Source organism: Gottfriedia sp. S16(2024) (genome assembly GCF_050473765.1).
GTDB lineage: Bacteria > Bacillota > Bacilli > Bacillales > Bacillaceae_G > Gottfriedia.
Window position 1 is genome coordinate 2,390,225 of record NZ_JBFLUO010000001.1, and the last position, 26,840, is coordinate 2,417,064.

Consider the following 26,840-nt stretch of genomic DNA (forward strand, 5'->3'; position numbering starts at 1 on the left):
AAATAGAAGAATATAGAAGAGGTTAAAAGCAGGATTAGGAATAGAAATGGCAAAGAAAAAGAGCTTGAAAAATCAAAGCTCTTGGTTTGTAGAAAATTCCCCTAAAAATTTGCTACTTTTTACGTCTAAATAGGTTAACGATAAATACAATAATTGCGATAATTAATAGAATATGAATTAGACCGCCTGCGATATGGAAAGTAAAAAAACCTAATACCCATAAGATTAAAAGAATAAAAAATAAAATCCACATAATATGAACATTCCTTTCTTGATGACTGTATTATTACGTTGTCCAATTTTAACTTTCATATCCATTTATTGAGCACAAAAGTGAAAAAGCTACCAAAATAGGTAGCTTTTTCGGGCTGTCTGAAATGTATTAAAATTTATCAAAAACAGTGTAAGGCATTTGTCTCTTATGTCTTGATTTATTAAACCATGATTCGATTTTTGCTTGAGAGTCACTATTAATTTCTTTGCCTTCTAAGTAATCATCGATATCATCGTATGTAACACCAAGTGCGACTTCATCTGCTAATTGTGGACGATCCTCTTCAAGGTCAGCAGTCGGAACTTTTTCATATAGCTTTGGTGGGCAATTTAATTCTTTTAGCAGCATCTTTCCTTGTCGTTTATTTAGACGGAAGATCGGACAAAGGTCTGAACCACCATCGCCATATTTAGTGTAAAAACCAGTAACAGCCTCAGCGGAATGGTCAGTGCCTAAGACAACACACCCATTCATAGCAGCAATGCTATATTGAGCTTTCATTCTTTCACGAGCCTTTTCATTACCTTTTGCAAAATCAGTAAGGTCTACGCCAATATCTTTTAATGTGTTAACACTAGCATCTACAGCAGCTTTAATATTCACTGTGTAGGTCTTAGTTGGTTGGATAAACTTTAACGCTTCCTGGCAGTCCTCTTCGTCCATTTGAACGCCATATGGTAATCGAATTGCGATAAATAGATAGTTTTTTTCTGATTGCTCACTATTTAATTCATCTATTGCGATTTGTGCAAGCTTACCAGTTAAAGTTGAATCTTGACCACCTGAAATACCTAATACAAATCCATTTAAAAAAGGATGTTTTTTAAGATAGCTTTTTAGGAAATCAACACTTATTCTTACTTCCTCTTTAGGATCGATAACTGGCTTTACTTTCATTTCTTCGACAATTTCTTTTTGTAAACTGTTCAATCTTCATTCTCCTTTTGATACAGATTGTATTTTTTTATATAAGCGTAGCAATCCTCAGGTAATAAATATCTTGGCTCGCCACCTTTTGCAAACTCTTCTCGGATATATGTTGAACTAATTTCCATCGCTAATCCTTTATCAATTAGATGAAATCTTGAACCGTTATCATTGTTTCTTAATAAGGGAGAACGAGAGATGGTTTTTAACATATCAATTCCATCACGAGCCATTACAATGAATTTATTTTCGGAAACTAATTGGTCCCCGTATTTCCATTTTCCTTCTGCAATATCTTCTAGGAGATCAGCTCCCATTATGAAATAAACTTCATCTTCACTGTATTTCGCTTTAAAATGGTTCATTGTATAGTAAGTGAAAACTTCCCAAGCCTCTTTACTCATTTCATAATCGTCTGCAATAAACTTTGAGTTGTTTTGAATTGCCAGTTTTAACATATTCCAACGATGTTCATCAGTATTATGTAATTGTTTATCTCTTCTTTTTGAAGAGCATGGTAAAAAGATAACTTTGTCTAATTGACAACGATGAGCAATCGTACTTGCAGTCCATAAATGAACGTTTGTAATCGGATCAAACGAACTGCCATAAATCCCAATTTTAGCCATTTTTCATTTCCTCTGTTTTCTTTCTAGCTTCTGCTATTTTTTCCATTTTGTTATCCCAACATTTTTGACTTAAGTCTACTGGATATTCTTCAGGGTTTAATGCACGTTTGTATTCTTCCCAAAGTACACTTAAGTTGTTTTCAGCAAAATCCTGAATGTCTTTAATTGCAGGAACTTTGTAGACTAATTCACCTTTAGTAAAGATTTGGTGATGAAGTTCTCTAGCTTCAAAATTAGTTACAAACTTACTGATATATGGATGGATTGGGTGGAATAACTTTATTTTTTCCTCAGACCCTGGATCTTCATCTTCAAGGGCAATATAATCAGCCTCAGCGTGATGGTTCACTGTATTAATAATTCGATACAATTTCTTTAGTCCAGGAGTTGTTACTTTTTCAGGGTTTTGAGAAATTTTTATTGTATCGATCATTTTCCCATTTTCATCTTCAATACTTACTAATTTATAAACAGCTCCAAGGGCCGGTTGATCATATGCTGTAATAAGTTTAGTTCCTATTCCCCAAGAATCAATTTTTGCTCCTTGCGATTTTAAATTTAAAATTGTATATTCATCTAAATCATTCGAAGCAACAATTTTTGTATTTACGAAACCAGCTTCATCGAGCATTTTTCTAGCTTCTTTCGATAAATAGGCTAAGTCACCACTATCTAGTCTGATGGCTGCAAAGTTAATTTTATCACCTAGTTCTTTTGCGACTTTAATCGCATTAGGCACTCCACTTTTTAGTGTATCGTATGTATCAACTAGGAATGTACAGTTATAATGACGATCCGCATATTTTTTGAAAGCTATGTATTCATCTCGATATGCTTGCACGAGCGCATGTGCATGTGTACCTGAAACAGGAATGTTAAATAGTTTACCAGCACGAACATTACTAGTCGCATGGAATCCACCAATATAAGCGGCTCTTGCCCCCCAAATGGCAGCATCAAATTCTTGAGCACGTCTTGTTCCAAATTCCATTAACGTATCAGTACCAACGATATGTTTAATTCGTGAAGCTTTCGTAGCAATTAATGTTTGATAATTAACGATGTTTAATAACGCAGTTTCAATTAATTGCGCCTCTAGAAGTGGGGCCTCAACTCTTAAAATTGGTTCATTCCCAAATACTAATTCGCCTTCTTGAATTGATCTAATTGAACCTGTGAATTTTACACCAGACAAAAATTGAATATATTCATCCTTATATCCTAGTTCTTCTTTTAAATAGTCAAGATCTGAACTACTAAATTTAAAATTCTGCAGATAACTGATTATTTTTTCTAAACCTGCAAAGATTGCATATCCATTTCCAAATGGGAGTTTACGAAAATAAAGTTCAAAAATGGCATTTTTATTGTGAATATTGTCTCCCCAATAAGTTTCGGCCATATTAATTTGATAAAGGTCTGTATGAAGTGCAAGGCTATCATCTTGAAAGTTGTAATTCATCTTATTTCCGCCCCTAAAGTATTTTTGAAATGACTTAAAGCCCATTCATGCCCAGCTGCATTAAAGCTTGCAACAGCCTGCTGGTGAACGACTATTTTATACCCCTTATTATAAGCATCGACCGCGGTATGTAATACACAAATATCAGTGCAAACTCCTATTAAATGAAGTTCGCTTATGCCTCTTTCATTTAGTTTTATCTCAAGGTCTGTTCCGGCAAAAGCGGAGTAACGAGTTTTATCGAGCCATTGAACAGTTGAATTGCCCTTTGATGAATTGTATAAGCCCATTAATCCACCATATAAATCTCTTCCTTTAGTATGTCTAATATTATGAGGTGGGAATAATTTTGTTTCGGGATGAAACGGATCATTCTCATCATGGACGTCTACTGCAAATACAACATAATCTTGATTTTCTATGAAATTTTTAGTTAATTGAAGAATGCTTTGCTCAATAACTTGCGCAGGTTTACCACAAGTTAATGAACCAGCATCAGCTACAAAGTCATTAGTATAATCAATAATAATGAGCGCTTTTTTATCCATTTATTAATCACCCCAAATAATAAGAATGTTAATTTTTTCACATAATAGAAAAAATTAAATTAGTTTTTCATCTACAATATTATTATAAGTTAATTCAGATGAAAACCTAAATTTTGGAAATTTAATAGATCATTTTTATATTATTAACTTTACAATTAAAAATTACTATTTTTCGTAGGTTTTATAACCTTTGTATTGATTAGAGGAAATTAATGAAATGTACCGAACTAACTAGATAGATTAATTAACAGTTAGAAGAGGTGACATGATGGAAGTAGTTCGTGCAAAATTAGAGCATATTTCAGAAGTAGCGAATTTATTTGATCAGTACAGAATGTTTTATAAACAAGAAAGTAATTTAATTGGAGCGATTGATTTTATAACCGAGAGAATTAAAACACAAGATTCTGTTATTTTTCTTGTGAAAGAAGAAAATCAATCTATAGGATTTACTCAGTTATATCCTTCATTTTCTTCAGTATCAATGAAAAAGTTATGGATTTTAAATGATTTATATGTAACCGAAACAGCAAGGCAAAAAGGAGTAGCTCAATTGCTGTTAAATGCAGCAAAGAAATTTGCAATCGAATCGAACGCAAAAGCATTGGATTTACAAACTGCGATTGATAATAAATCGGCACAAGCATTATATGAAAAAAATGGCTATCAAGTTGATAAAGAATTTCTTTCGTATTCATTAAATTTAGAAAATCAATAAAATAGAATCTTTAAGAACTATTATCAAATGCTTTAAAATAGTTTAATAAAGTCAGGCCTTAAAATAAAACTAACTTGAAGGAGAAAACAATGCTTACAGTTAAAGGCTCATTTAATGAAGCTAAAATATTTACAGATAATGTGGAACAAGGAGCAATTGGGCAAATTATTGAACTATGTAATCAAGAGTTCGTGAAAAGTTCTAAAATTAGAATTATGCCAGATACTCATGCAGGTAAGGGATGTACGATTGGAACGACAATGACGATTCAAGATAAAATCGTTCCAAATCTCGTTGGGGTTAACTAAAACGGCTCCAACGTTAAAAAACTCGCTCAATTGCTGGAAACCCTAACGTAAAATATAGTCGAGGGCAATCAGCAGCCAGAGGTTATGGTGACATAATCAAATGGTTCAGAGACTTGCACGTTGTTAGCAGACGATTGTGCAGAATTATTCTACTTGCTAATCTCGGATGGAATAGTTAACACGGCGAGCCTACATAAGGAGCTGCATACTCCGATGACTGTAGAGAAGGTATAGTCCACTCTCTAAGAAATTAGAGGTTAACGTACGATATAGGTTGCGGAATGGAAACAATAAGAGTTTCACAAAAAGATATCGATTTTCAAAAACTAGATGCTGTCATTCGTAAACATGTTCCATCAGGGTTTTCAATTCGAAATAATAAGCATGATTTTGTGAAGAAAATTGATTTTTCACAGCTGTACTGCTTTAAAGAATTAAATGAAACAAGAACAAAGCTTAGCTTGGGCTCACTTGGTGGTGGAAATCATTTTATTGAGTGCAATTCTGATGAGGACGGAAATATTTATTTTGTTATACATTCCGGAAGCCGAAATTTAGGTAAAGTTGTAGCGGAATTTTATCAGAAAAAGGCGTATGAATTATCAAAGAGCCAGTCCGAAAATCGTTCAAAAGTCATTCAGCAATTAAGAGATGAGGGTCGTGAAAAAGAAATTGAAGCTGCATTAAAAAACCTTCCTTCGCTATATATTCCAAAGGATCTAGCATATTTAGAAGGAGTTTGGTTTGATCGATATATGCACGATATGGCGATTGCCCAAGAATATGCCTTATGGAACCGTAAGGCAATGATGGATGAAATCGTAAAGAATATGGATTTAACAGTGGTTGAACAATTTACAACTGTTCATAATTATATTGATATCGAAAATATGATTCTGCGTAAAGGGGCAATTTCTGCTCAAAAAGGTGAGAAAGTATTGATTCCGATCAACATGCGAGATGGTAGTTTGATTGCAATCGGAAAAGGAAATCCAGATTGGAATTACTCGGCTCCTCATGGTGCAGGTCGAATTCTCAGTCGCACAAAGGCAAAGGCAACTCTTTCACTTGATGAGTTTAAAGAAACAATGAAGGATGTTTGGAGTACTTCAGTTTTAGAGAGTACACTAGATGAAAGTCCAATGGCATATAAGGAAATGAAAGAAATCATTGAAAATACTAAGGATGCGATTGATGTTATTAAAGTCATTAAACCACTTTATAATTTCAAAGCAAATTAATTCTAACTATATTACAAAATAAAGCCACCTATATGGTGGCTTTAAATTGGTAATGTACTATTTATGAGTAAGTGATTTTCATTATTTAGCCAATATACTACCCCATGAACCCGTTATGAGGAAGTAAAAATCAACATTAAGCCAATATACTACCTCATGAACCCGTTATGAGGAAGTAAAAATCAACATTAAGCCAATATACTACCTCATGAACCCGTTATGAGGAAGTAAAAATCAGCATTTAGCTAATATGCTACCTCATCAACCCGTTATGAGGAAGTAAAAATCAACATTAAGCCAATATACTACCTCATGAACCCGTTATGAGGAAGTAAAAATCAACATTTATCCTATGTACTACCTCATAAATCCGTTATGAGGTAGTACATATCAATATTAAGCCAATATACTACCCCATGAACCCGTTATGAGGATGTAAAAATCAGCATTCAGCTAATATGCTACCTCATGAACCCGTTATGAGGAAGTAAAAATCAACATTAAGCCAATATACTACCTCATGAACCCGTTATGAGGAAGTAAAAATCAACATATATCCTATGTACTACCTCATAAACCACTTAAATTAATTTTCTATAATTTCATACGTATCAAACTCTTGAATTGTCTTTTTATTCTCATCTACTCTTTCAGTAAAGTTTCCTTTTGTATAATAATGAATTACATTTCTCCAAAAAGCTTTAGCAGGTTCATTTTTTTCAATTTGTGAGATACTCCATTTTCCAGGAAACAGATTGAAAAGTTCTATTGCTACTTTTTTGCCAAAACCATGCCCTTTATATTTTTCAATTATAAAAAACTCTTCTATACAATTTGAAGTGGATTCTGATGTAGTTTCAATTAAAGCGAAGCCGATTAATTCTTCTTTATACAACACAAAAAAAGCGTGATAATCTTGTTCCTGCCAGTATTTTTCCAAGTTAAACTTATGAAAAAATCCATTTTCTCCAAGTTTAATTTCAGGAAGATATTTAGTGAATTCATAAATATAAAATTGCATTAAATTGTGTAATTTTGATTCCTCTTCTTTTTTTACCTTAACGATTTTAATCAAAATTTCTCCTCCAATGTTTAGTTTCAATATTTATAAATAATTGACTATTTATAATGAAATCCCTTTATTTTAAGCATGAAATTATAAAAGGAAATAGTTTACAAATGTTGAATAAATAGTAGGTAGTAAAAAAGGAGGACCTAGCTATGTCAGAGCATTTTAAAAGAATTGATACAGTTTTTCTGCAAGTAACTGATTTTGAGAAAGCAGTAGATTGGTATTGCTCGGTATTGGGTTTTACGATTAGATGGAACGATCCGATAAATGGATATGCTGCATTAAATATTGGGGAAACACCATTAACGATTGTGAGAAAAACAAATCAAGTAGAAAATCCAAATACGCATATGAGTTTTAATTTTTATACTCCAAATATTGAACAAGCTTATAATTATTTAAAAGAACACGATGTAGAATTAGAGCAATTGAATGTAGATGGAACGTTTAAATAGTTTGAATTTAAAGATATAGAGGGAAATCGTTTAGGTGTGTGCTCTTTTCCTGAATAAAAAAGTAAGAAAGTAAATAACTTAGCGTTCTATTATCCAAATGAGCCGATTAATACTACTAAAAATAGTTTAGTCTTTACAGAAGTTACATATCGTTAAACGTTTCAGACTGCCCGACAAACGCTCGCTTTCTTCGTTACTTTGCCAGTTGAGCAGTGCTCATTACCGTCTAGGGTAACTCCGCTTCTCACCAGACTTTGTGCCTCGAATGACAAGCGCTTGCAATCAGTCGGGAAATCAATTTGTTTAACTTTGTCTTCTCACGGATGCAATACTAATAAAGAGTATTGCTTTTTCTATGGATGACGATTTTAAAAGTTAATAAAGGGGGTGGATAAATGTTCAATCAATCTAATTATGAATGCCGTGTCGAGTGGGGAAAAAGGGGGGCTAGGGAAGCAGCGGAAAGAGGGGATATCACAATTATTGTTGATGTTCTTAGTTTTTCATCGACTGTTGTTTCAGCAGTAGTTCAAAACGCAATCGTCTACCCATATCCACCAAATTTAGATGGGAAAGCTTATGCTAAAAAGATCGGAGCGGAGTATATTTTAGGAAGAAATGAAGCGGCTAGTTTAGGGAAAGCAACTCTCTCTCCGGTCTCATTTACTAAAAGTCATGCCAATAATAAATTCGTTTTATGTTCATTAAATGGGGCATTTTGTTCATGGATCGCTTCAAAGGTGCCCGCGTTATTAATTGGTTCTTTACTTAATGCATCTTCGGTTGCAAGTTTGGCTAATCGCCTAAAAAACGAAAACAAAGTTAATATAACAGTCATCCCGTGCGGTGAGGTTTGGAATGATTTACACGAAAATGAGGACGCACTTCGACCTTCAATTGAAGATTATTTAGGAGCAGGAGCAATTTTAGCAGAGTTAGAAGGAACGAAATCACCTGAAGCGGAAGTCTGTATTGGTGCGTTTCTTCATTCGAAACATAAAATTAAAGAATTGATTTGGGAATGTGGAAGTGGAAGAGAGTTAAGAATGAGGGGCTTTGAAGATGATGTAACGCATTGTAGTCAGTTAAACCGTTTTAAAGTAGTTCCAGTTTTACAAAATGATTGCTTCATTAATGGTCTTGAAATAGAAAAAGGATGAAACTAATTCATCCTTTATTTACGCTCAAAAATAGAATATGAACTAACATTTTTTAATAAAATTTTAGGTTTACTGCCATCCAAATTGGCGATCCATACATTACCGACAACATCTAATTCGCCTTTTCTAGTCCATGTTATTTTATTGGATGACTTAGAGTAGACTGGGTTATAATCTCCTTTTCCAATTGGTGGACTAGTTATTTTTAATTGTTTATGAGTAGTAAGATTAATCACATTTAATGATGGTTTAGGTCGTTTCTTTTCATCATTTGACCACTCACTTTCTTTTACTCTTGAAACAACGATCGATGTATCATCACACCATGTAAATCCTAATTCAGCATAATGTGGTGGTGTTATATTTGTGGATGTAAATGCTGGCATTTCAGTAATATTCATCTTTTTATTTTTGTATCCGAAAACTAATCTGCCCCCACCTGCAATGTATCCTAATATATTTTTAGTTTGAGCCCATTTTGGATTATCTAAATGTAAAATAATTTCAGCTTGAACTTCAAAAACCTTTCCATCTGAAGAAATGATACAAAGCATGTCACTATCCATAGACCAAGAAGCTGTTGGATTAACAATAAAAGAGATCCATTTTTGATCAGGTGAAAATTGAAATGTTGACGCATTTATAGACGGAATGGAAGTATTGCCTTTTGTTAGAGTTTTTGGAACAACAAAAAATTGTTTAACATTGTTTGTTACGCTAGTAATATTTTTTAAATCCTTTGGTAAGGTGATTTTATATAAAACTGGATTTGTCCAACCGCCCGGATTTAGTGCTGCGGGTGATGAAGCTATAAAGCCCTTACCATTTGGAATCCAATTATAATCATCCACACCTAGTGCAATATTGTAAAAATTTTTAAAATCAGAGACATTCAACACACCACTATCTAGAAAAGCAAAAATATTTTTAGTAGGGGACCATTTAGGATTCTCACCATCGGAAATAATCCTTTGTTCTTTTTTTGTTTTCATATTATAAATCCATATTTCTGAGCGAGTAGGATAAGATGCTGTAGGACCAGTTGGTATTTCTTTTTGGTACATTAAGTAATTTCCATTAAATGACCACTCGGGTTGATTCGAATAAACCCCTTTTGCTTTTGTTATTTTTTCCTCTTTATTATTTAATTTTATCCAAACATATCCATCGCGAATAAACGCAATTTTTAATGAGTTAGTAGTCGTTTCGGCGTAACTAAAGTTCGGAAAAATTAAACAAACAACGATCAAGAAAGAGAGTAGAAATTTGCGATTCATAAATTCACCCCGTTTAATTATTTTGATTTATTTTTCCCAAGAAATTATATAAATATCAAAAGGGCGAAATTGTTAAGTCAATCATTTTCAGGCCGGATAATACATTAAATGATTGAATAGCTAAGTTATATAAAGTAACTAAAAGAGGTGGCTTTTCATGGAGAAATGGATTGGGGCAGCGGGTATTTGTATTAATCGTAAAGGGCAGATTTTAATGGTTCTTCAAGGAAAACCTGATGAAAAAAAGCTTTGGGCTGTTCCATCAGGCGGTTTAGAAAAAAATGAGTCGCTTGATGAGTGTTGTAAAAGAGAGGTTCTCGAAGAAACAGGATATGAAGTTGAAGTAATGGAGCAATTGTTTATTAAAGAAGATATCTCGTATGGTTTTCAAGTAGAAGTACATTATTTTGAGGTTAGAATTATTGGAGGTTATGCTAAGATCCAAGACCCTGATCAATTAATATATGAAATTGCTTGGAAATCAACAGAGGAAATTCTTGAATTAGAGCTTAGTTTTCCGGAGGATCGAAACTTAATAATAAACTTAATTAATAAAAAAGTTAACAAGGAATAAATTAAAAAGCCGTTTGATTAAAAATCAATCGGCATGTTTTTTTAAAATTAATATTCTTCTACAGTTGCGATATACGGTAGATTTCGATACTGCTGCGCATAATCAATTCCATAACCAACGATAAACTCATCTGGAATGACAAAACCTACATAATCAACCGGTAAATCGATTTTTCTTCTTTCAGGTTTATCTAATAAAGTACAAATCTTAATCGATTTTGGCTTATGCATTTGAAGATGATCGCGTAAAAAGTGTAAAGTTAGACCACTATCAATGATATCTTCAATTACCACCACGTTTTTATCTGTGATATTCTCATCTAAATCCTTTAGTAGTCGGACTTTTCCAGTTGATTCAGTTTGGTTACTATAGCTGGAGACAGAAATAAAGTCTACATTAATATTACTCTTCATTTCACGAACTAAATCAGCTGCAAATACAAAAGATCCTTTTAATACAACTACAAGGATAAGGGGTTCGTTATTAAAGTCATGTTCAATTTGTTTAGCAAGTGATTTTACTCTATTTCTTAAATCTGTTTCGGAAATTAAAGTGTCTTTAATTCTATAAGCCATGTACATTACCCTCTTTACTAATTATTAACTATTTTTTTACTTTGTTAGATGAGCATTCATCATTATCTCCATTTTAACAATATTTACTAATTTGTAGTATTAAAAAGTTAGATTAATGAACATTCATCAATTTGGTAATAATAACCACATAACCAAAATGGAGGTATTCAAAGATGAATGAAAAGATTGATTATAATGGCTTGCCGAAACACTCAAAGCCAATATGGAGAAGTGGACTAAATATCCCTACTTTTGAACCATATAACGATGGCGAAGAGTTTGATGCAGTAATCGTTGGTGCCGGAATAACGGGAATTTCAACCGCATATTTTTTAACGCAAGCGGGAATGAAGGTTGCTTTACTTGAAGCGAATAAAATTATAAATGGAACAACTGGTCATACGACAGCAAAAGTAACGGCTCAGCATGATTTAATTTATGATGAGCTAATTCAACATTTTGGATTAGAAAAGACAAAAATTTTTTATCATTCTACTAAAAATGCAATGGATTTTATTCGGAAATATACGAATGATAACCAAATTGAATGTAATTATGAGACCCAAGATGCAACAATTTATACGGCTTCAGATGATTATGTAAGAAATCTAGAAAATGAGTTGAAAGCTTACGAAAAGTTAGGAATTGACTCATTTGGAGCAGTAAAAACATTATTACCTTTTGATACAAAATATTCGATTACAATGAGGGATCAGGCACAGTTTCATCCATTAAAATACTTGATTCATTTATTAAAAGCCTCAATTGAAAATGGATTAAAGATTTATGAAGAAACTGTAGTCATTGATGTTGAAACCGGCAACTGTCCAGTTGTAGTCACTCAAAGTGGAAGAAAAATTAAATGTAAGCATGTTGTTAGTGCATCCCATTTTCCTTTTTACGATGGGAATCAAATGTTTTTTACGAAATTACATGCAGATCGTTCCTATGCCCTAGCTGCAAAAGTAAAAACAGCTTATCCAGGAGGCATGTACATAAGTGCGGAAAATCCAAAAAGATCACTAAGATCATTTAAATATAATAATGAAGAATTAGTACTAATTGGTGGGGAAAGTCATAAAACTGGTGTTGAAACTCGTACAATGAGTTTTTATGAAAATTTAAAGCTCTTTGGTGAAGAAACCTTTGGAATTGAAGATGTTAAATTCAGATGGTCTGCCCAAGATTTAATCACTTTAGATAAAATGCCATACATTGGGAGACTATCATCATCATCAAAACATCAAAACATTTACGTTGCCACAGGTTTCCGTAAATGGGGTATGACAACTGGAACAGTCTCTGCCCAGTTAATTAGTAATTTAATTTTAGGAAAAGAAGCTGTTGATGCTGATGTATTCACTCCTTCGAGATTTCAAGCAGATCCAAGTATCAAACATTTCTTAATGCAAAACATAGATGTAGCTAAACACTTAATTGAAGGAAAATTAGAACCTGTTTCTAGAAAAATAGAAGAGTTATACAATGATGAGGGCTCAGTAGTAACACTAGATGGGAAAAGAGTTGGAGCATATAAAGATGTAAATGGTAAAGTTCATTGTGTAGACACAACTTGTACTCATTTGGGTTGTGAAGTCGAGTGGAATAATGGTGAAAAATCATGGGATTGTCCTTGCCATGGCTCAAGATTTTCAATTTATGGTGAAGTATTAGAAGGGCCAGCCGATCAACCTTTAAAACAAGTTTTTGTTCAATAACTTTAAAATATTTGATTATGAGGGATTTCTCAAAAAGTGAGAGATCCCTTATTATTTGCCAGTGGTCAATTAGAAGATTGATTAGATTCACATTGCTGCTCATACTGTTTTAAACCCATAAAACAACCGAACCTTAAATTTCTAAAGATAATCTGTTCAAAAATGTTTTAGCGGCTTGCGATGAAAATTTTCCATCGTGTCTAACCCAACCATAATGAACAGGTAAAGGATTAGGTAATTTAATTTCAATTGGAACAAGGCCATTATTTTTCAAAAATGAAAAGTCTAAACCGATTGTTAAGCCTAAACCGCTCATTACCGCGTTTTCAATAGCGACAGTATTATTCGTCGTAAATAAAATATTTGTCTTCCCAAATTTAGAAATGTATTCTTCTACGAAATTTTTGATAATTGGATCGTCATAAAGAATTAGCGTTTCTTGTTGCAGTTTTTCGGGGGAGAGCGATTTTAGAGAAGATAAAGGTGAAGTTGAGCTAACCCCTACGACCATTTTACCTTCGAGTAATCTTTCATATATTAATCCACTGTTTTTAGGGATTAAATCCTCGGATACTATTAACCCAATGTCAATTTTGTGGGACTGAATACTTTCGATAATTTCATTTGGTCCCCTTTCAAAAATTTCTATTTTTACATTTGGAAAATCTTGTTTAAAACGAGAAACAGTATTAATAAGTAGGTGAGTTGGACCAGGAATCGTTGCAATTCTAAGTTCACCTGATAAAGTATTTTTAAAATCATTTGCTTCTTCTTTTAACTCATTTACTTTCATTAAAATTTCGGTTGCTTTCTCAATAATTACTTTTCCTTCACGAGTAGGTATAGCACTTTGACCTCTAGAACGTGTGAAAAGGGATACACCTAGTTCGTTCTCCAACAATGAGATGGATTGGCTAATTGCAGATAAAGTGATATGTGATTTTTGGGCTGCCAAAGTTAGTGATCCCGATTTTGAAACCTCAATAATATATTGTAATTGTTCAAGATTCATGTTTTTCTCCTATATTAAGTTTAAGTGAATTATTAGTAAGTATAACTAAATTTTATTTAATATAAAACGTTGATACAATTAAGTTGTAATAAAGTTCTACACATATATAAATCATTTATTAGATCTTAAGGGGGAAAACATAATGACAACAAAAAGAGTAGCAGTAATCACAGGTGGAGCTAGTGGTATCGGGAAAGAAACAGCTTTAAAATTTGCACGAAAAGGCGACCAAGTTGTTGTTGCAGACTTCAATGAAGAACTAGGAAATGAAGTAGTTGATCTAATTAAAGCTGAAGGTGGAGAAGCTATATTCGTAAAAACGGATGTTTCTAAATTTGAGGATGTTGAGGGCTTAATTAAAAAAACAGTTGAAACATTTGGCCGTATCGATGTGATGTTTAATAATGCAGGGATTGGTGCGAATTCACCATTAGTTGATATGAATTTAGACGTTTATAACAAAACAATTGCCGTTAATCAACACGGTGTTGCATATGGTATTATGGCTGCTTCACGTAAAATGAAAGAGTTAGGGATTAAAGGTGTGATTATAAACACAGCATCTGTATTTGGATTTTTAGCTTCACATGGTACTTTTGCTTATCATGCAACGAAGGGTGCTGTAATTATGATGACGAAATCAGCAGCTCTTGAATTAGCTGAATATGGTATACGAGTTGTTGCAGTTGCACCTGGCGCAGTTGATACACCAATCATTCAAGGATATAAAGACAAAGGAATTATTGATATGATGAAAGCAAAAGTAATGGGCAATAAATTAACAGGGCCAGAGCAAATTGCTGACACAGTTTACTTACTTTCTTTAGAAGAAGCAAGTGCAATTAACGGTAGTGTAGTAATGGCAGACGAAGGGTATGCATCTTTTAAATAAATAAAAATAGGGCTGTCTAATTTTAATTAGGCAGCCTTTTATTCTAATTTAATTGTACTCCATCACATAACAATCTCTATATTCGCCTTCATGTAACTCATGTTTCGGAAGTAATCGGATTTTTTTAAATCCACATTTTTCGTAGCATTTAATCGCGCGTTCATTCCATGTTTGTGGATCTACTACTACTTTCTTTGCGTTTTGATTATTAACTAAGAAATCCACCATCGATGAGACAAGTAAACTCCCAATCCCACGATTCCAAAAATCAGTTTCTCCAATAAATTGATCCATTCCGTAAATAACTTCACTTGTATTTTCATATCCATAATCAATTTTTGATTCTTCGTCTAACTTATAAAATTGTATATAGCCTATATCAATATTTTCATAAACTATAATACACATTTGAATAACGGGATCTTTCGTAAAAAAAATACTTTTAACTTTTTCAGCGTTGAACGGATTATCACGACCTTCATAATATTGAAGAACTTTAGGATTCGAAAGCCATTTTGCAAGTAGTTGAACATCACTTTCATTTAATTGACGAATAGTAAGATTATTTTTTTGGAAAATCACGTACAAACCTCCTTCTATTTGGAGTTAAAGTTAATTAAATCATATCATCATGGAGATATTCTTGAGAGATAAAAATTCAGAATTTTTTAAAATCAAAGAACTTAGTGCTAAAATATAAATACTTAAATGAATAAGTAGGTGATTGATATGTTAATCAATAAAGTAGTTTTACAAACTGGCCAACTAAATAAAACGAAAGAATTTTATATTAACCACTTAAAATTCAACTGCCTAAGCATGAAGAGTAATAGCTTCACAATTGAAGTAGGAGAAAGTTTATTAGAGTTTGTAGAAACAAATGAAGACACTAATCCCTTCTATCACTTCGCTTTCAATATTTCATCAAATCACTTTCAAGAAGCAAAGAGATGGGCCCAATCTTTTGTAAAATTAACAATAGAAGATGGACTTGATGAAATTTACTTTGAATTTTTAGATGCGCATTCGTTTTATTTTGAAGATCCTTCTGGAAATATTGTGGAGTTTATTTCGAGGCACTCTATTTCACCGAAGAGTGCTAAACCATTCTCTATTCAATCAATCATAAATATTAGTGAGATAAACCTAACTACACTTGATGTATTTCCAGTAGGTAAGCAATTAATCTCTAATGGTATCTTAGTAAGAAATAATAAAGAAATGGTAAATAGTTTGAATTTTATGGGGGCAAAGGGTTGTTACATTCTTTTAGGACCGCCAAATAGAAAATGGTTATTTTCAAATAAGCAGGCTGAAATTTTTCCGGTCGTCATTACAGTCGATAATGAGAAGATAATTAATGTAAGTGATCGTGGAGAAATAAAGATTAATAGGATAAAGTAATCCAAAATTAATTCATTTGATGAGAGGGGGAAAAAGTGATGATTAAAAGTATATATGAAACTCATTTAGAAGTGAGAAATTTAGAAGAATCCATTATGTTTTACGAAAAACTAGGTATTAGGCTTGCTCATAAAATTGAAGAAAGAAGAGTAGCTTTCTTTTTAATTGGTGAGGACAAACAAATGCTCGGTCTATGGGAAGTAGAAAAAGGTAAGGAATTTCACAAAGGTCACTTTGCTTTTGGAGTAAGTCTACATGAACTAGAGAATAGTATTGAATGGCTAAAAGAGAGAGGGATTCAACCAACTGAAAACTTTTTCGGACTAAATCCAATTGAACCAGTTGTACATACTTGGATGCCAGCAGCAAGTGTTTATTTTCGAGATCTTGATGGAAATAGTTTAGAATTTATTTCACTTCTTGATGGAGAATCTGTAAAAACAAATGAAGTTCTCTATTTAAGCGAATGGAAAGAAAAATATTCATAATAACTCTTTTGATTTTTGTATGAAAAGTAGTGTGAAATCATTTTATACAAACCTGACAGGTTGAATATAAAATTGTGTAAATAAGTTAATAAAAAAAATTAAAAAATCACCTAATTAGGTGGTTTTTTATTTTGGCAATAGGTATTTAAACATAATTTGTCGAATATAGTATTTCGAAAGCAAAATAATATTTTATCAGATTTAAAGGTCAAAGCTTCTATTTCATTCTGAAAGTAATTTTAAAATGAAAAGAGGTGGAAATTTGAGAAAAATTCGAGTTAAGCCAAGTAAAGGGCAGTCATTTTTTGGTTTAATGGTTGGCATTATTTTTATCATCCTCGGTTTTACAATTGTAATACCACAAGCTGGTTTGTTCGGATTGTTATGGATTGGAATTGCTCTAATGATTACGATTATTAATGGATATAACGTTTTTAGTGATCGTGGTATATCAAATTATGAAGTAAATGTTGAAGAGTATATTACAAGAGAAAATGAGGACTTTGAAGTGAAACTTCGTAAATTAAATAAATTAAAAAATGACGGGGTGATCACTGAAAATGAATTTCAGAAACAAAAGGAAAAAGTTTTTAACCGAGATATGTAGAAAAAATAAAAAGCGGTTTATCATCTGAAAGAAGGAAAAGAAATGGTCATAAAATTACTACTAGAAGTTATGCTACCTCTATTTTTTTATGTTATATTAGGCTATTTATTTAATCGTCTTTTTAAACTTCACTTACGTACTTTAACAACCCTCTTAGTTTATTTATTTCTTCCAGTAGCAGTATTTATTAAAATATACGATAGTCCGTTATCTGGTAAAGTTGCAGGTGGTGTTTTATTTTACTTGGTTATCCAATTTGTCTTCATGTCCCTAATCTCAACATTAATATGCAGATGGAGAGGAATTGAAAAATCTATGCAAGGTACATTTGCTAATAGCATCGCTTTAAATAATTCAGGAAATCTTGGATTACCAGTAAATGCGTTAGTATTTAAAAATGATCCTTTTGCATTGAGTATTGGAGTTTTAATCGTTTTGTTTCAAAATATAATGACATTTACTGTTGGTGTATATAATGCAGAGGCTTCGGTCCAAATGAAAGAAGCAGTTATGAAAATGCTTAAGCTACCAATCATATATAGTGTAGCACTTGGTTTTATCCTTCAAATATCTCATGTGAAACTAAATCATGAATTAGTTACCATTTTAAATCCTATTACTGAATCATTCGCCCCATTTGCGTTAATTACACTTGGAGCTCAATTAGCTGAATCGGGGAAAGAAATTAGCTGGAACAATTTAGCGATTAGTAACTTCTTAAGATTAATTGGTGGTCCGATTATTGCGTTTGCTCTTATAAAAATTTTCGGTTTTGAAGGCGTAATTGCCAAAGCCCTCTTTATAGGTAGTGCCTTTCCAAGTTCAAGAAACAGCGCATTACTATCCTTCAAAGGTCCGCATGCAAGTTTTGCAGCACAAACTGTTATTACCTCAACTATATTAAGTAGTCTAACTTTACCAATCGTAATACAGCTTGCTAGTACGTTCTTTTAATGTGTTTAAAAATTCATTCCTATTCCTAGAAGTTCACCTCGGTAAAAATGCATTTCATCTTTTATTAAAAATAAATAGTTTGATTCAGAACAATATTTAATCTATGGCAATAAATTAATTTAGGGGTGATTAATAGAATGAAAAGATTTTTATTTATTGGACTTATAATTTTAAGCATATTCTGTTTAACAAGCTGTCAATCAAGTGACTACGGTTATGGCAAAAAAGATGATCAGTCATCACATGTTGATAAGGGCACTACACCAGATAAGGATAAAAATACTGATAAGGGTACTACACCAGATAAAGACAATAATACTGATAAAGGAAATAATAATCCGCCAAAAAAGGATGAAACTAAGCCACCAGTAAAAGTATTTACACCAGTTGAAAACGATGCATTTAAAGTTACTTCAGTCGTAAATGACTCAACAGGTAAAAATGTGTTAATTGTTGAAGGGAAGGCTAGTGTTTTTGAAGCAACCTTTCTTTATCGAATAGAAGATGGTCATAATGTATTAGCGGAAGGTCACACAATGGCTGATATGGGTGCTCCAGAATGGGGGAACTTTAAATTAGTGATAAATTATGACCAGCCTACTAGTCCAAATGGGGTACTTACTCTATATGTTGCAAGTGCAAAAGACGGCCAACCTGAACATATACTAAATATTCCGATTCAGTTTCCTAATTACAAATAAGGTAAGTGGAAATTAATTTGATTAGACTTACTTCATTGACAAATATTTTTTTTAGTATGAAAATGACTTTAGCAAATGCTAAAGCCATTTTTTTTTGAAATCTCAAGAAATTAAGTTTAAAAATTACATAAAATAAGCGGAATTAATAAAACTTTTACCTTATCTTTTGGAAAGCATTAAATATATTCTTAAATAAATTTTAATCGTTTTTAAGTGAAATTATTAGAAAATGTACACAATAGGTAGTAATATCGAGATTATTAAGTTAAACTATTAAAAATTTCTAATAAAACTCTAATTGAATTTTAAAATATTCGTAAAGCCATTTTCATCTTAAACAGATATCCTTATACAATACAAATAATAATTTTATAGATGTTATTATAAAAAAAATGAGGGATAAAATAAATGAAAAAAATATTAATTATAGAAGATGAGAAAGAATTAGCAAATTTTATACGTTTAGAATTAGAGTATGAAGGAAATGAAGTTCATATTTCAAATGATGGAAGAGACGGTTTAAACCTAGCAATCGACCAAGAATTTGACTTAATCTTACTTGATTTAATGCTTCCTAATTTAAGTGGAATTGAAGTTTGCAGAAGAATTAGAGCGCATAAAGACACGCCAATTATTATGATCACAGCACGAGACAGTGTTTTTGATCGGATTTCTGGATTAGATAGTGGTGCAGATGATTATATTTCAAAACCATTTGTTATTGAAGAACTTTTAGCTCATATGCGAGCAATCTTTAGACGAATCGATCGCTCAACAAATTTACACTGCTTAAAGTTTAAAGATTTATCATTAGATTCTGCAGCTCGAGTTGTTAAAAAAGATGAAGCGATCATTGATTTAACTAAAAAAGAGTTCGATTTATTGTATTTATTAATGAGCAATGTAAATCGTGTATTAACTAGAGAAATTTTATTAGAAACTGTATGGGGCTATGGCTCTACAATTGAAACAAACGTAGTGGATGTTTATATTAGCTACTTAAGAACAAAACTTGATGATAAAAATAATACCTATATTCACACTGTAAGGGGTACTGGGTATGTAATGAGGATGTAGAGGTGGATCTTACCTTGTTAAATAAGCTTTCGATTAGATGGAAAATAACAATTACAATCGCTGTGCTTATGTTTTTCATATTTACTTTATGTAATCTTATTCAATCTGCTTTGATTCAAATGTCTATAATGAATCAGCAGCAACATCGAATTGAAAAAAGATTAAATGATACGGCAGCTTATTTAGATGAAGAATATAAAACAAAACGACCTAATGCGGCTTCTTTTGCAGAAAACAAACAATATTTTGAAAAAATTATTCAAAATAACGAGATGATTCGATTAATAGATATAGATGGAAAAGAAAAATTTACAGTTTCAAGAACAATGCCTAAAATTCATATTAATAAAAAAGACTTCGGTGAAATTCAAAAATATAGAAAAAACAATCAAGAAATTTTAATTAATAGTAAGGTGTTACATTATAAGAATTTTGACGGTGTATTAGAAGTTGCAATGAATGTAGAAATCTTTTCAACTTTAATTAAAGAATCTTTCATGATTCTTATTTTGGGAACAACCATTTCGTTAATTTTGAGTATTTTAAGCGGTTATTTCTTATCTAAAAAAATATTAAATCCTATTAAAAATTTAAACCAAACAATGATTAAAATTAAAAATAATCAATTAAAAGAGCGTGTTTACGTAGGAGAAACAAAAGATGAGCTATCTGAACTCGGTCTACTCTTTAACAAAATGATGGATGAGTTAGAGGCTTCAATTACAAGACAAAAGCGATTTGTTGAAGATGCTTCTCATGAATTAAGAACACCTTTAGCAATCATTCATGGTCACTTATCACTAGTTAATCGCTGGGGGAAAAAAGACGAAACCGTTTTAGAAAACTCATTAAACACATGTATTAATGAAGCAAACAGAATGATTATTTTAACGAACGAGCTTCTACAGTTGACGAAGCTAGAGAAAAATAGCGAAAAGATTGAACAGTATGCTCCAACAAATATTAATGAAGTATTAAATGAGATCATAAACAATTATCAACTGTTGCATGAAGATTTGGAAATTCACTTCCATACTCCTAATCAAATTGTCGATAAAGCAAACATCGCAAGAGAGCATTTAATGCAAATATTAATTATTTTGTTTGATAATGCAGTTAAATATAGTAAAGAACACACCATTATCGATATAACGACAGCTCAAGTTGGAAACAAGATCGAAATCAAAGTGAAAGACAACGGAATCGGAATTAAAGAAGAAGATATCAATCATATATTTGACCGATTTTATCGAGCGGATAAAGCGAGAAGTCGAGCAAACGGTGGTAATGGATTAGGATTATCAATCGCAAAAGACCTAATTGAAAACTATGGTGGCAATCTACAAATTACAAGTAAAAATGGAGAAGGCACAACTGCTTTCATCACATTAAACACAATTTAGATAATATGGAGTATCTAAATTCTCCAAAAGCAAGTAAAATCACAAGAACTGTTACAGGATCTTGTGATTTTTTTCGTATTCACAAAGCATTTCATATCCTCATAATCTCGGTGTAATTCTCATCAATTTAATAGTTTAGTACAGGATTTTATGATAAAGTTGAATAAAAAGAAAATTCTTGTAATTCGGAGGGAGAACAGAGATGAGCTTTGTTAGTATTGCTATAAATAATGCAATTATGATTGAAAGTCTACGTCATGCTGGTGTAGAAAACATTCAGTTAATAAACGCTGTAAAAGAAGAGAATTTCGAGTTTTTAAATCAATATGGTAATGGTTTTCCTAACTGGGAAACATTAATAAATCTGTACAAAAGTAATGAAGAGAATTTTAATAAAATCGTTAATGATGGCTACCAAATCAAATTTCTGACAAAAGGCTCATTAATGACTTTATTAAGATATAAATTTGGAATTGTAGTTGAAAAAGATTATGAAGATATTGGAACTGCAATTCAAGGAATTCATTTATCTGAAGATGCAATTAATCTAATTAAACATACACTTGCAGCAAACTGGAAATTAAGTACATATGTTGATGAAAAAGACGGGCTTAAAAAAGTGCGTATTGAATTACTCAAAAGTAGTGAAGTAGTAGCTAAGTAAAAGTGGCAACTAGAAGAGGGACAATTTATAGAAATTGTTCCTTTTTTTCTCAATTATTGCATTTTAAACTTACGCTAATATTGCACCTATTCTAATCCCGTATTTATTTAATTCATCATATGGATCGCCTTCTAAGCCTAAAATTTTACAAAACGCTTATATTTAATCGTGCTAATGTTACATATGCATGTTGTTGTTTAAGGCTACCATTTTTTAAATAATCAATTGAAAGATACATTTAGACTCCTTTCATTTTAAATAAATTGAGTTAGAGCTAATTTAGTATAATACGTAGTTTATAAAAATAAAAAGGGGAATCATCTTATGAAAGGAAAACAATAGTAAATAGAATTCAAAATCAAAAACTAAAAAGGAGTAAAACGATGGCGGTAAAAAAACTTTTTTGGGAAGATCCTTATCTTACAAAAACCTCTTCAATAGTGACGGAAGTAGACGGTCAAAATGTCACTTTAAACCAAACCATTATTTATGCTTTTTCGGGTGGGCAACAATCGGACTCAGGGAGAATTGGAAATTATGAGGTGATTGAAGCTAAGAAGGACGGATTAGAAATCCGCTACACTTTACCAGAAAATCATGATCTTCAAAAAGGACAGGAAGTAGTGGTTGCGATTGATTGGGAGAAGCGATATCGAATTATGAAGCTACATTTCGCTGCGGAAATCATCTTAGAACTAATGAATCAAAACTATGATAAACCTGAAAAAATTGGCGCAAATATTACTAGTGATAAAGCTAGAATTGATTTTTATTGGGATGGAAAAATCTCAGAAACTTTCCCACTTTTAGAAACAAAAGCAAAAGAACTGATTGATGCAGATTTGGAAATAAATAGTGAGTTTGATGACCCAGAAAATCAAAGAAGATATTGGGAAATCAAAGGCTTTGGTAAAGTTTCGTGCGGTGGGACACATATTAAGCGCACAGGAGAAATTAAAGGAATAAAGCTAAAACGAAACAATATAGGGGGAGGGAAAGAACGGATCGAAATTTATTTAATTTGATCTAAAAAGAGGTTCTTAAAGGTTAGTAAAAATGAACTTTAAGTTATTGCTATAGGAATCTAAGGGATAAAAAAATGGCTACCTTTCAAAAGATTGGTAGCCATTTCGATCTTCATTATTATAAATTTCCTCTATGCCCAAATCTGCCTCTTAGAAATCAAAATTATCAGGGTCTGGACCTACACGTTTATTTGCATCAAGTGTAGCAATTTGTTGCATATCATTTGATGAAAGCTCGAAGTTGAATACTTCAAAGTTTTCTTGAATTCGTGAAGGTGTTATTGATTTAGGAATAACGATTACTTTGCGTTGTAAGTGCCAACGGATGATGACTTGGGCAGTTGTTTTACCATACTGATTCGCAATCTCTTTTATAACAGGATTTGTTAAAGCTTCGCCACCTTGCATTAACGGGCTCCATGCTTCTAATGCAATGCCGTTTTTATGACAATATTCATGTAATTCGTTTTGTTGAAACATTGGGTGCAATTCGACTTGATCGACCATTGGTTTAATATTGCGATGAGCCGCAATATCTTCTAAGTGATGGACATGAAAATTTGACACACCAATTGCTGGCACAAGCTTTTCATCGTAAAGTCTTTCTAATGCTTTATATGTATCTAAATATTTTTCTTTTACTGGCCAGTGAATTAAATAAAGATCAACATAGTCCAAGCCTAATTTTTTGAGACTTTCTTCATGAGCTTTTAAAGTTGAATCATAACCTTGATCAGCATTCCAAACTTTTGTTGTAATAAAAAGTTCATCACGGGAAACACCAGATTGGCGAATTGCTTCACCTACTTGCTCTTCGTTTTGATAGACAGCTGCAGTATCAATATGACGATAACCTACTTCGATAGCTGTTCGGACAGCATCTACACCATCTTCTGGTGACACACGCCACACACCTAAACCTAATTGAGGCATTTTAACTCCATTATGTAATGCAATAGAATGTTCAAACTTCATTTTAATTCCCTCCTTATTGACGACTAAGTCTAGTGTACAATATAAACTTTCAAAATAAAAAAATTGATAGCAATTAATGGTAATTTAATAAAAAAGCAATTCGATTGGTTAATTGTCTAAAGCGTCTATTTACCCTACTAAAAAATAAAAATAAAACGGAATAAATGAAAACATAATTTTAGAATAATAATATGAATGAGTGCAAAATGGTTGTATATTTTGGGCTTTTCCTTCAATATAGGTATAGGAAAAATGCTCTTTATTTTTGTTTGGAGGGGAATATATGTTAGATCAAATTTTAGATTTTAATAAGAAGTTTGTTGAGAATAAGGATTATGAGCAATACATAGCTTCAAAGTTTCCGAATAAAGAGGTTGTAGTTGTTACTTGTATGGATACACGTCTAGTTGAGCTTTTACCGAAGGCTCTTGATATTAGAAACGGTGACGTGAAAATGATTAAAACGGCTGGTGCAGTTATTGCGCATCCATTTGGATCAGTTATGAGAAGTATTCTAGTTTCAATCTATGAACTTGGAGCTAAAGAAGTATTAGTAATCGGTCACCATGAGTGTGGAATGGGTAATACAAATCCTACACGAATGAAAGAAAAAATGGTTGAACGAGGAATTAAAGAAGAAAACATAGAAATTTTAGGCTTCTCAGGTCTAGATTTAGACAAATGGTTAACTGGTTTTACGAATGTATACGACAGTGTTAATCACAGTGTTTCAATTATTAAAAACCATCCACTTGTTCCAAAAGAGGTTGAAATTCATGGTTTAGTAATTGACCCACATACAGGGAAATTAGAAGTAGTTCATCGAGATGAAAAAACTGCTGAATAACGATTTAAATAAAGAAGTTATCCTTTAAGTAGGATAACTTTTTTTGTGGTGTTGAAAAACAACCATGTCAATTAAATTACCAAATATCCGTAAAGGAGTAAAGTGATGTTGATTTCCACTACAGGATGCTCGCTTTCCATGGGGCGAGACCTGAGCCTCCTCGGCAAGCCGAGGCCACTGAAAAAGTCCTTGTGGTTTAAAAAAGTGAAGGCTTTCTCGATTCATCGAGGAAGCCTTCACTTTTTTCTTGTATAATTATTGTATCAAGTAATGGTGGTGTCTCGAATGATCTCAAATCAAGAATCTTTTACTCTTAGCCCTTTCATGGCTTTATACGATCTAATTGTTCCGAAAGATAATATGCTTCGCCAAATAAATGAATTAGTTGATTTTACGTTTATTTTAGAAGAATTAAAGAATAAATATTGCCTTGATAACGGCCGCAATGCAGTGCCGCCTATTCGTATGTTCAAATATCTGTTACTTAAATCGATCTTTGATTTATCAGATGTTGATGTTGTTGAACGTTCAAAATATGATATGTCTTTTAAATATTTTCTAGATATGGCTCCAGAAGAATCAGTGATCAATTCAAGTTCTTTAACGAAATTTCGTAAACTTCGTTTAAAAGATGTTGGATTATTAGACATGTTGATTCAAAAAACAGTTGATATCGCACTAGAAAAAGAACTAATTAAAAGTACTTCCATTATAGTTGACGCAACTCACACAAGAGCGCGATTTAATCAAAAATCACCAAAAGAATTTTTAATGGAGAAATCTAAACTCCTTAGAAAATCTGTCTATCAAATCAATGAGGGAATGAAAGAAAAGTTTCCTCAGAAGTCAACAACAGATGACGTAGTCGAAGAACTTGCCTATTGTGAAAAAATCATTCAAGCTGTGGAAAAAGAAGAAGCGATTCGTGAATATCCAAAAGTAAAAGAAAAACTGAACTATTTAAAAGAAATCGTTGAAGATTACCATGACAATCTAAAATTTTCAAATGATCCTGACGCACGAACTGGACATAAAACTGCTGATACCTCTTTTTTTGGATATAAATCACATTTAGCGATGAATGAAGAACGAATCATTACAGCTGCAGTCATTTCAACAGGTGAAAATACTGATGGAAAATATCTAAAAACATTGATTGAAAAAAGTCTTGAAACGGGAATGAAAATTGAAACAGTCATTGGTGATACAGCTTATTCAGAGATTAATAATCTTCAATATGCAAATGAAAATGAATTACAATTAGTTTCGAAATTAAACCCCACGATTACTCATGGAACACGTAAAAAAGAAGATGAATTTCAATACAATAAGGATGCGGGTATGTACGTTTGTAAGGCAGGTCATATGGCAATTAGCAAAAGAAGACAAGAAAGAAAAAATCAGAAAAAAAATCCGCGTGAAATGTATTACTTTGATATTGAAAAATGTAAAAAGTGTCCCATTAAAGAAGGATGTTATAAAGAAGGTGCCAAAAGTAAATCGTATAGTGTAACAATTAAATCAACTGAACACAAAGAACATGCACAATTTCAAGAAAGCGAATATTTCAAAGAGAAATCGAAAGAACGCTATAAAATTGAAGCAAAAAATAGTGAATTAAAACACAGACACGGGTACAATGTAGCAAATTCCTCGGGTCTATTAGGTATGGAAATGCAAGGGGCAATGGCCATATTCGCAGTTAATTTAAAACGAATACTGACCTTAATGAAGGAAGAAAAATAAAAATGTATAAAGGAAAAGGCGATTTTCCGTTCAATTTGAACGAAAAATCGCCTTTTTTATTTCACATATTGATTACAGTAAATAAAATTGACTGTTTTTCAGTGGCC

At 32.2% G+C, this 26,840-nt stretch carries 28 protein-coding genes and 2 pseudogenes; 19 read left to right on the forward strand and 11 right to left on the reverse strand.

What is annotated here, in order from left to right:
• Positions 1-112: 112 nt before the first annotated feature.
• From AB1282_RS11170 to AB1282_RS11190, 5 genes are all read right to left on the reverse strand, one after another.
• Complete coding sequence (locus AB1282_RS11170; RefSeq protein WP_216600079.1) at positions 113-253, reverse strand: lmo0937 family membrane protein; 141 nt, start codon at positions 251-253, stop codon at positions 113-115.
• A 129-nt stretch (positions 254-382) separates the two neighbouring features.
• Entirely contained in the window at positions 383-1,204 is an 822-nt protein-coding gene (nadE, locus tag AB1282_RS11175) for an ammonia-dependent NAD(+) synthetase (RefSeq protein WP_056471870.1), read from the reverse strand.
• Positions 1,201-1,830, reverse strand: a complete 630-nt coding sequence (nadD, locus tag AB1282_RS11180; protein WP_056471873.1) for a nicotinate (nicotinamide) nucleotide adenylyltransferase — start codon at positions 1,828-1,830, stop codon at positions 1,201-1,203. The genes nadE and nadD overlap by 4 nt, the downstream gene beginning before the upstream one ends.
• Entirely contained in the window at positions 1,823-3,292 is a 1,470-nt protein-coding gene (locus tag AB1282_RS11185) for a nicotinate phosphoribosyltransferase (protein ID WP_056471875.1), read from the reverse strand. The genes nadD and AB1282_RS11185 overlap by 8 nt, the downstream gene beginning before the upstream one ends.
• Entirely contained in the window at positions 3,289-3,840 is a 552-nt protein-coding gene (locus AB1282_RS11190) for a cysteine hydrolase family protein (RefSeq protein ID WP_429899101.1), read from the reverse strand. Before AB1282_RS11190 ends, AB1282_RS11185 begins: the two co-directional genes overlap by 4 nt.
• Before the next feature lie 268 nt (positions 3,841-4,108).
• Here AB1282_RS11190 and AB1282_RS11195 point away from each other — a divergent pair, with 268 nt between their 5' ends.
• The 3 genes and pseudogenes from AB1282_RS11195 to AB1282_RS11205 form a co-directional block, all read left to right on the forward strand.
• Positions 4,109-4,558, forward strand: a complete 450-nt coding sequence (locus AB1282_RS11195) for a GNAT family N-acetyltransferase (RefSeq protein ID WP_429899102.1) — start codon at positions 4,109-4,111, stop codon at positions 4,556-4,558.
• Positions 4,559-4,647: 89 nt separating this feature from the next.
• A pseudogene (locus tag AB1282_RS11200) lies at positions 4,648-4,863 on the forward strand (RtcB family protein); the annotation flags it as partial.
• Positions 4,864-5,132: 269 nt separating this feature from the next.
• Positions 5,133-6,107 (forward strand): annotated as a pseudogene (locus AB1282_RS11205) (RtcB family protein); the annotation flags it as partial.
• A 586-nt stretch (positions 6,108-6,693) separates the two neighbouring features.
• Here AB1282_RS11205 and AB1282_RS11210 read toward each other — a convergent pair.
• Positions 6,694-7,182 carry a GNAT family N-acetyltransferase gene (locus tag AB1282_RS11210; protein WP_056471888.1) on the reverse strand — a complete coding sequence of 163 codons (489 nt, stop codon included), beginning with the start codon at positions 7,180-7,182 and terminating at the stop codon, positions 6,694-6,696.
• A 146-nt stretch (positions 7,183-7,328) separates the two neighbouring features.
• Here AB1282_RS11210 and AB1282_RS11215 point away from each other — a divergent pair, with 146 nt between their 5' ends.
• Together AB1282_RS11215 and AB1282_RS11220 are read left to right on the forward strand one after the other, a co-directional pair.
• The gene (locus AB1282_RS11215) at positions 7,329-7,634 is read left to right on the forward strand and encodes a VOC family protein (RefSeq protein ID WP_429899103.1); all 306 of its coding nucleotides are present in this window, start codon (positions 7,329-7,331) and stop codon (positions 7,632-7,634) included.
• 395 nt (positions 7,635-8,029) lie between these two features.
• Entirely contained in the window at positions 8,030-8,794 is a 765-nt protein-coding gene (locus AB1282_RS11220; RefSeq protein ID WP_429899104.1) for a 2-phosphosulfolactate phosphatase, read from the forward strand.
• A gap of 14 nt (positions 8,795-8,808) precedes the next feature.
• Here AB1282_RS11220 and AB1282_RS11225 read toward each other — a convergent pair whose 3' ends face one another.
• Positions 8,809-10,071, reverse strand: a complete 1,263-nt coding sequence (locus tag AB1282_RS11225) for a TolB domain-containing protein (protein ID WP_429899105.1) — start codon at positions 10,069-10,071, stop codon at positions 8,809-8,811.
• Between the two features lie 157 nt (positions 10,072-10,228).
• Between AB1282_RS11225 and AB1282_RS11230 the strand changes: the two genes are divergently transcribed.
• Positions 10,229-10,645, forward strand: a complete 417-nt coding sequence (locus AB1282_RS11230) for an NUDIX hydrolase (protein ID WP_056471900.1) — start codon at positions 10,229-10,231, stop codon at positions 10,643-10,645.
• A 47-nt stretch (positions 10,646-10,692) separates the two neighbouring features.
• Here the strand turns inward: AB1282_RS11230 and hpt are convergent, their stop codons facing one another.
• Entirely contained in the window at positions 10,693-11,220 is a 528-nt protein-coding gene (gene hpt / locus AB1282_RS11235) for a hypoxanthine phosphoribosyltransferase (RefSeq protein ID WP_056471903.1), read from the reverse strand.
• A gap of 173 nt (positions 11,221-11,393) precedes the next feature.
• On the opposite strand from hpt, the gene AB1282_RS11240 reads away from it, so the two are divergent.
• On the forward strand, positions 11,394-12,938 hold the full coding sequence (locus AB1282_RS11240) for an FAD-dependent oxidoreductase (protein ID WP_429899106.1): 1,545 nt from the start codon (positions 11,394-11,396) through the stop codon (positions 12,936-12,938).
• A 133-nt stretch (positions 12,939-13,071) separates the two neighbouring features.
• Here the strand turns inward: AB1282_RS11240 and AB1282_RS11245 are convergent, their stop codons facing one another.
• Positions 13,072-13,950 (reverse strand): LysR family transcriptional regulator, encoded by an 879-nt coding sequence (locus AB1282_RS11245; protein WP_429899107.1) that lies wholly within the window; start codon positions 13,948-13,950, stop codon positions 13,072-13,074.
• A 142-nt stretch (positions 13,951-14,092) separates the two neighbouring features.
• Here AB1282_RS11245 and AB1282_RS11250 point away from each other — a divergent pair, with 142 nt between their 5' ends.
• Positions 14,093-14,842, forward strand: coding sequence for an SDR family NAD(P)-dependent oxidoreductase (locus AB1282_RS11250; RefSeq protein WP_056471909.1), 750 nt, complete (start codon positions 14,093-14,095; stop codon positions 14,840-14,842).
• 48 nt (positions 14,843-14,890) lie between these two features.
• Here AB1282_RS11250 and AB1282_RS11255 read toward each other — a convergent pair whose 3' ends face one another.
• Positions 14,891-15,424, reverse strand: a complete 534-nt coding sequence (locus tag AB1282_RS11255) for a GNAT family N-acetyltransferase (protein ID WP_429899108.1) — start codon at positions 15,422-15,424, stop codon at positions 14,891-14,893.
• Positions 15,425-15,571: 147 nt separating this feature from the next.
• Between AB1282_RS11255 and AB1282_RS11260 the strand changes: the two genes are divergently transcribed.
• The 9 genes from AB1282_RS11260 to AB1282_RS11300 all read left to right on the forward strand — a co-directional run bounded on the left by AB1282_RS11260 (position 15,572) and on the right by AB1282_RS11300 (position 23,165).
• Positions 15,572-16,246 (forward strand): VOC family protein, encoded by a 675-nt coding sequence (locus tag AB1282_RS11260; RefSeq protein WP_429899109.1) that lies wholly within the window; start codon positions 15,572-15,574, stop codon positions 16,244-16,246.
• Positions 16,247-16,284: 38 nt separating this feature from the next.
• The gene (locus tag AB1282_RS11265; protein WP_056471919.1) at positions 16,285-16,734 is read left to right on the forward strand and encodes a VOC family protein; all 450 of its coding nucleotides are present in this window, start codon (positions 16,285-16,287) and stop codon (positions 16,732-16,734) included.
• 262 nt (positions 16,735-16,996) lie between these two features.
• Complete coding sequence (locus tag AB1282_RS11270; RefSeq protein ID WP_429899110.1) at positions 16,997-17,341, forward strand: SHOCT domain-containing protein; 345 nt, start codon at positions 16,997-16,999, stop codon at positions 17,339-17,341.
• Between the two features lie 42 nt (positions 17,342-17,383).
• Positions 17,384-18,295 (forward strand): AEC family transporter, encoded by a 912-nt coding sequence (locus AB1282_RS11275; RefSeq protein ID WP_390312886.1) that lies wholly within the window; start codon positions 17,384-17,386, stop codon positions 18,293-18,295.
• Between the two features lie 137 nt (positions 18,296-18,432).
• The gene (locus AB1282_RS11280; protein ID WP_429899111.1) at positions 18,433-18,996 is read left to right on the forward strand and encodes a Gmad2 immunoglobulin-like domain-containing protein; all 564 of its coding nucleotides are present in this window, start codon (positions 18,433-18,435) and stop codon (positions 18,994-18,996) included.
• Positions 18,997-19,404: 408 nt separating this feature from the next.
• The gene (locus AB1282_RS11285) at positions 19,405-20,073 is read left to right on the forward strand and encodes a response regulator transcription factor (protein WP_056471929.1); all 669 of its coding nucleotides are present in this window, start codon (positions 19,405-19,407) and stop codon (positions 20,071-20,073) included.
• Positions 20,074-20,087: 14 nt separating this feature from the next.
• Positions 20,088-21,476, forward strand: a complete 1,389-nt coding sequence (locus AB1282_RS11290) for an ATP-binding protein (RefSeq protein WP_429899112.1) — start codon at positions 20,088-20,090, stop codon at positions 21,474-21,476.
• A gap of 202 nt (positions 21,477-21,678) precedes the next feature.
• Positions 21,679-22,140 carry a hypothetical protein gene (locus AB1282_RS11295; protein ID WP_429899113.1) on the forward strand — a complete coding sequence of 154 codons (462 nt, stop codon included), beginning with the start codon at positions 21,679-21,681 and terminating at the stop codon, positions 22,138-22,140.
• A 383-nt stretch (positions 22,141-22,523) separates the two neighbouring features.
• Entirely contained in the window at positions 22,524-23,165 is a 642-nt protein-coding gene (locus tag AB1282_RS11300) for a hypothetical protein (protein ID WP_429899114.1), read from the forward strand.
• Between the two features lie 150 nt (positions 23,166-23,315).
• Here the strand turns inward: AB1282_RS11300 and AB1282_RS11305 are convergent, their stop codons facing one another.
• Positions 23,316-24,140 (reverse strand): aldo/keto reductase, encoded by an 825-nt coding sequence (locus AB1282_RS11305; RefSeq protein WP_429899115.1) that lies wholly within the window; start codon positions 24,138-24,140, stop codon positions 23,316-23,318.
• 283 nt (positions 24,141-24,423) lie between these two features.
• Here AB1282_RS11305 and AB1282_RS11310 point away from each other — a divergent pair, with 283 nt between their 5' ends.
• Together AB1282_RS11310 and AB1282_RS11315 are read left to right on the forward strand one after the other, a co-directional pair.
• Entirely contained in the window at positions 24,424-24,987 is a 564-nt protein-coding gene (locus AB1282_RS11310) for a beta-class carbonic anhydrase (protein WP_335412759.1), read from the forward strand.
• A 285-nt stretch (positions 24,988-25,272) separates the two neighbouring features.
• On the forward strand, positions 25,273-26,733 hold the full coding sequence (locus AB1282_RS11315; protein ID WP_429899116.1) for an IS1182 family transposase: 1,461 nt from the start codon (positions 25,273-25,275) through the stop codon (positions 26,731-26,733).
• The last annotated feature ends 107 nt before the right edge of the window (positions 26,734-26,840 follow it).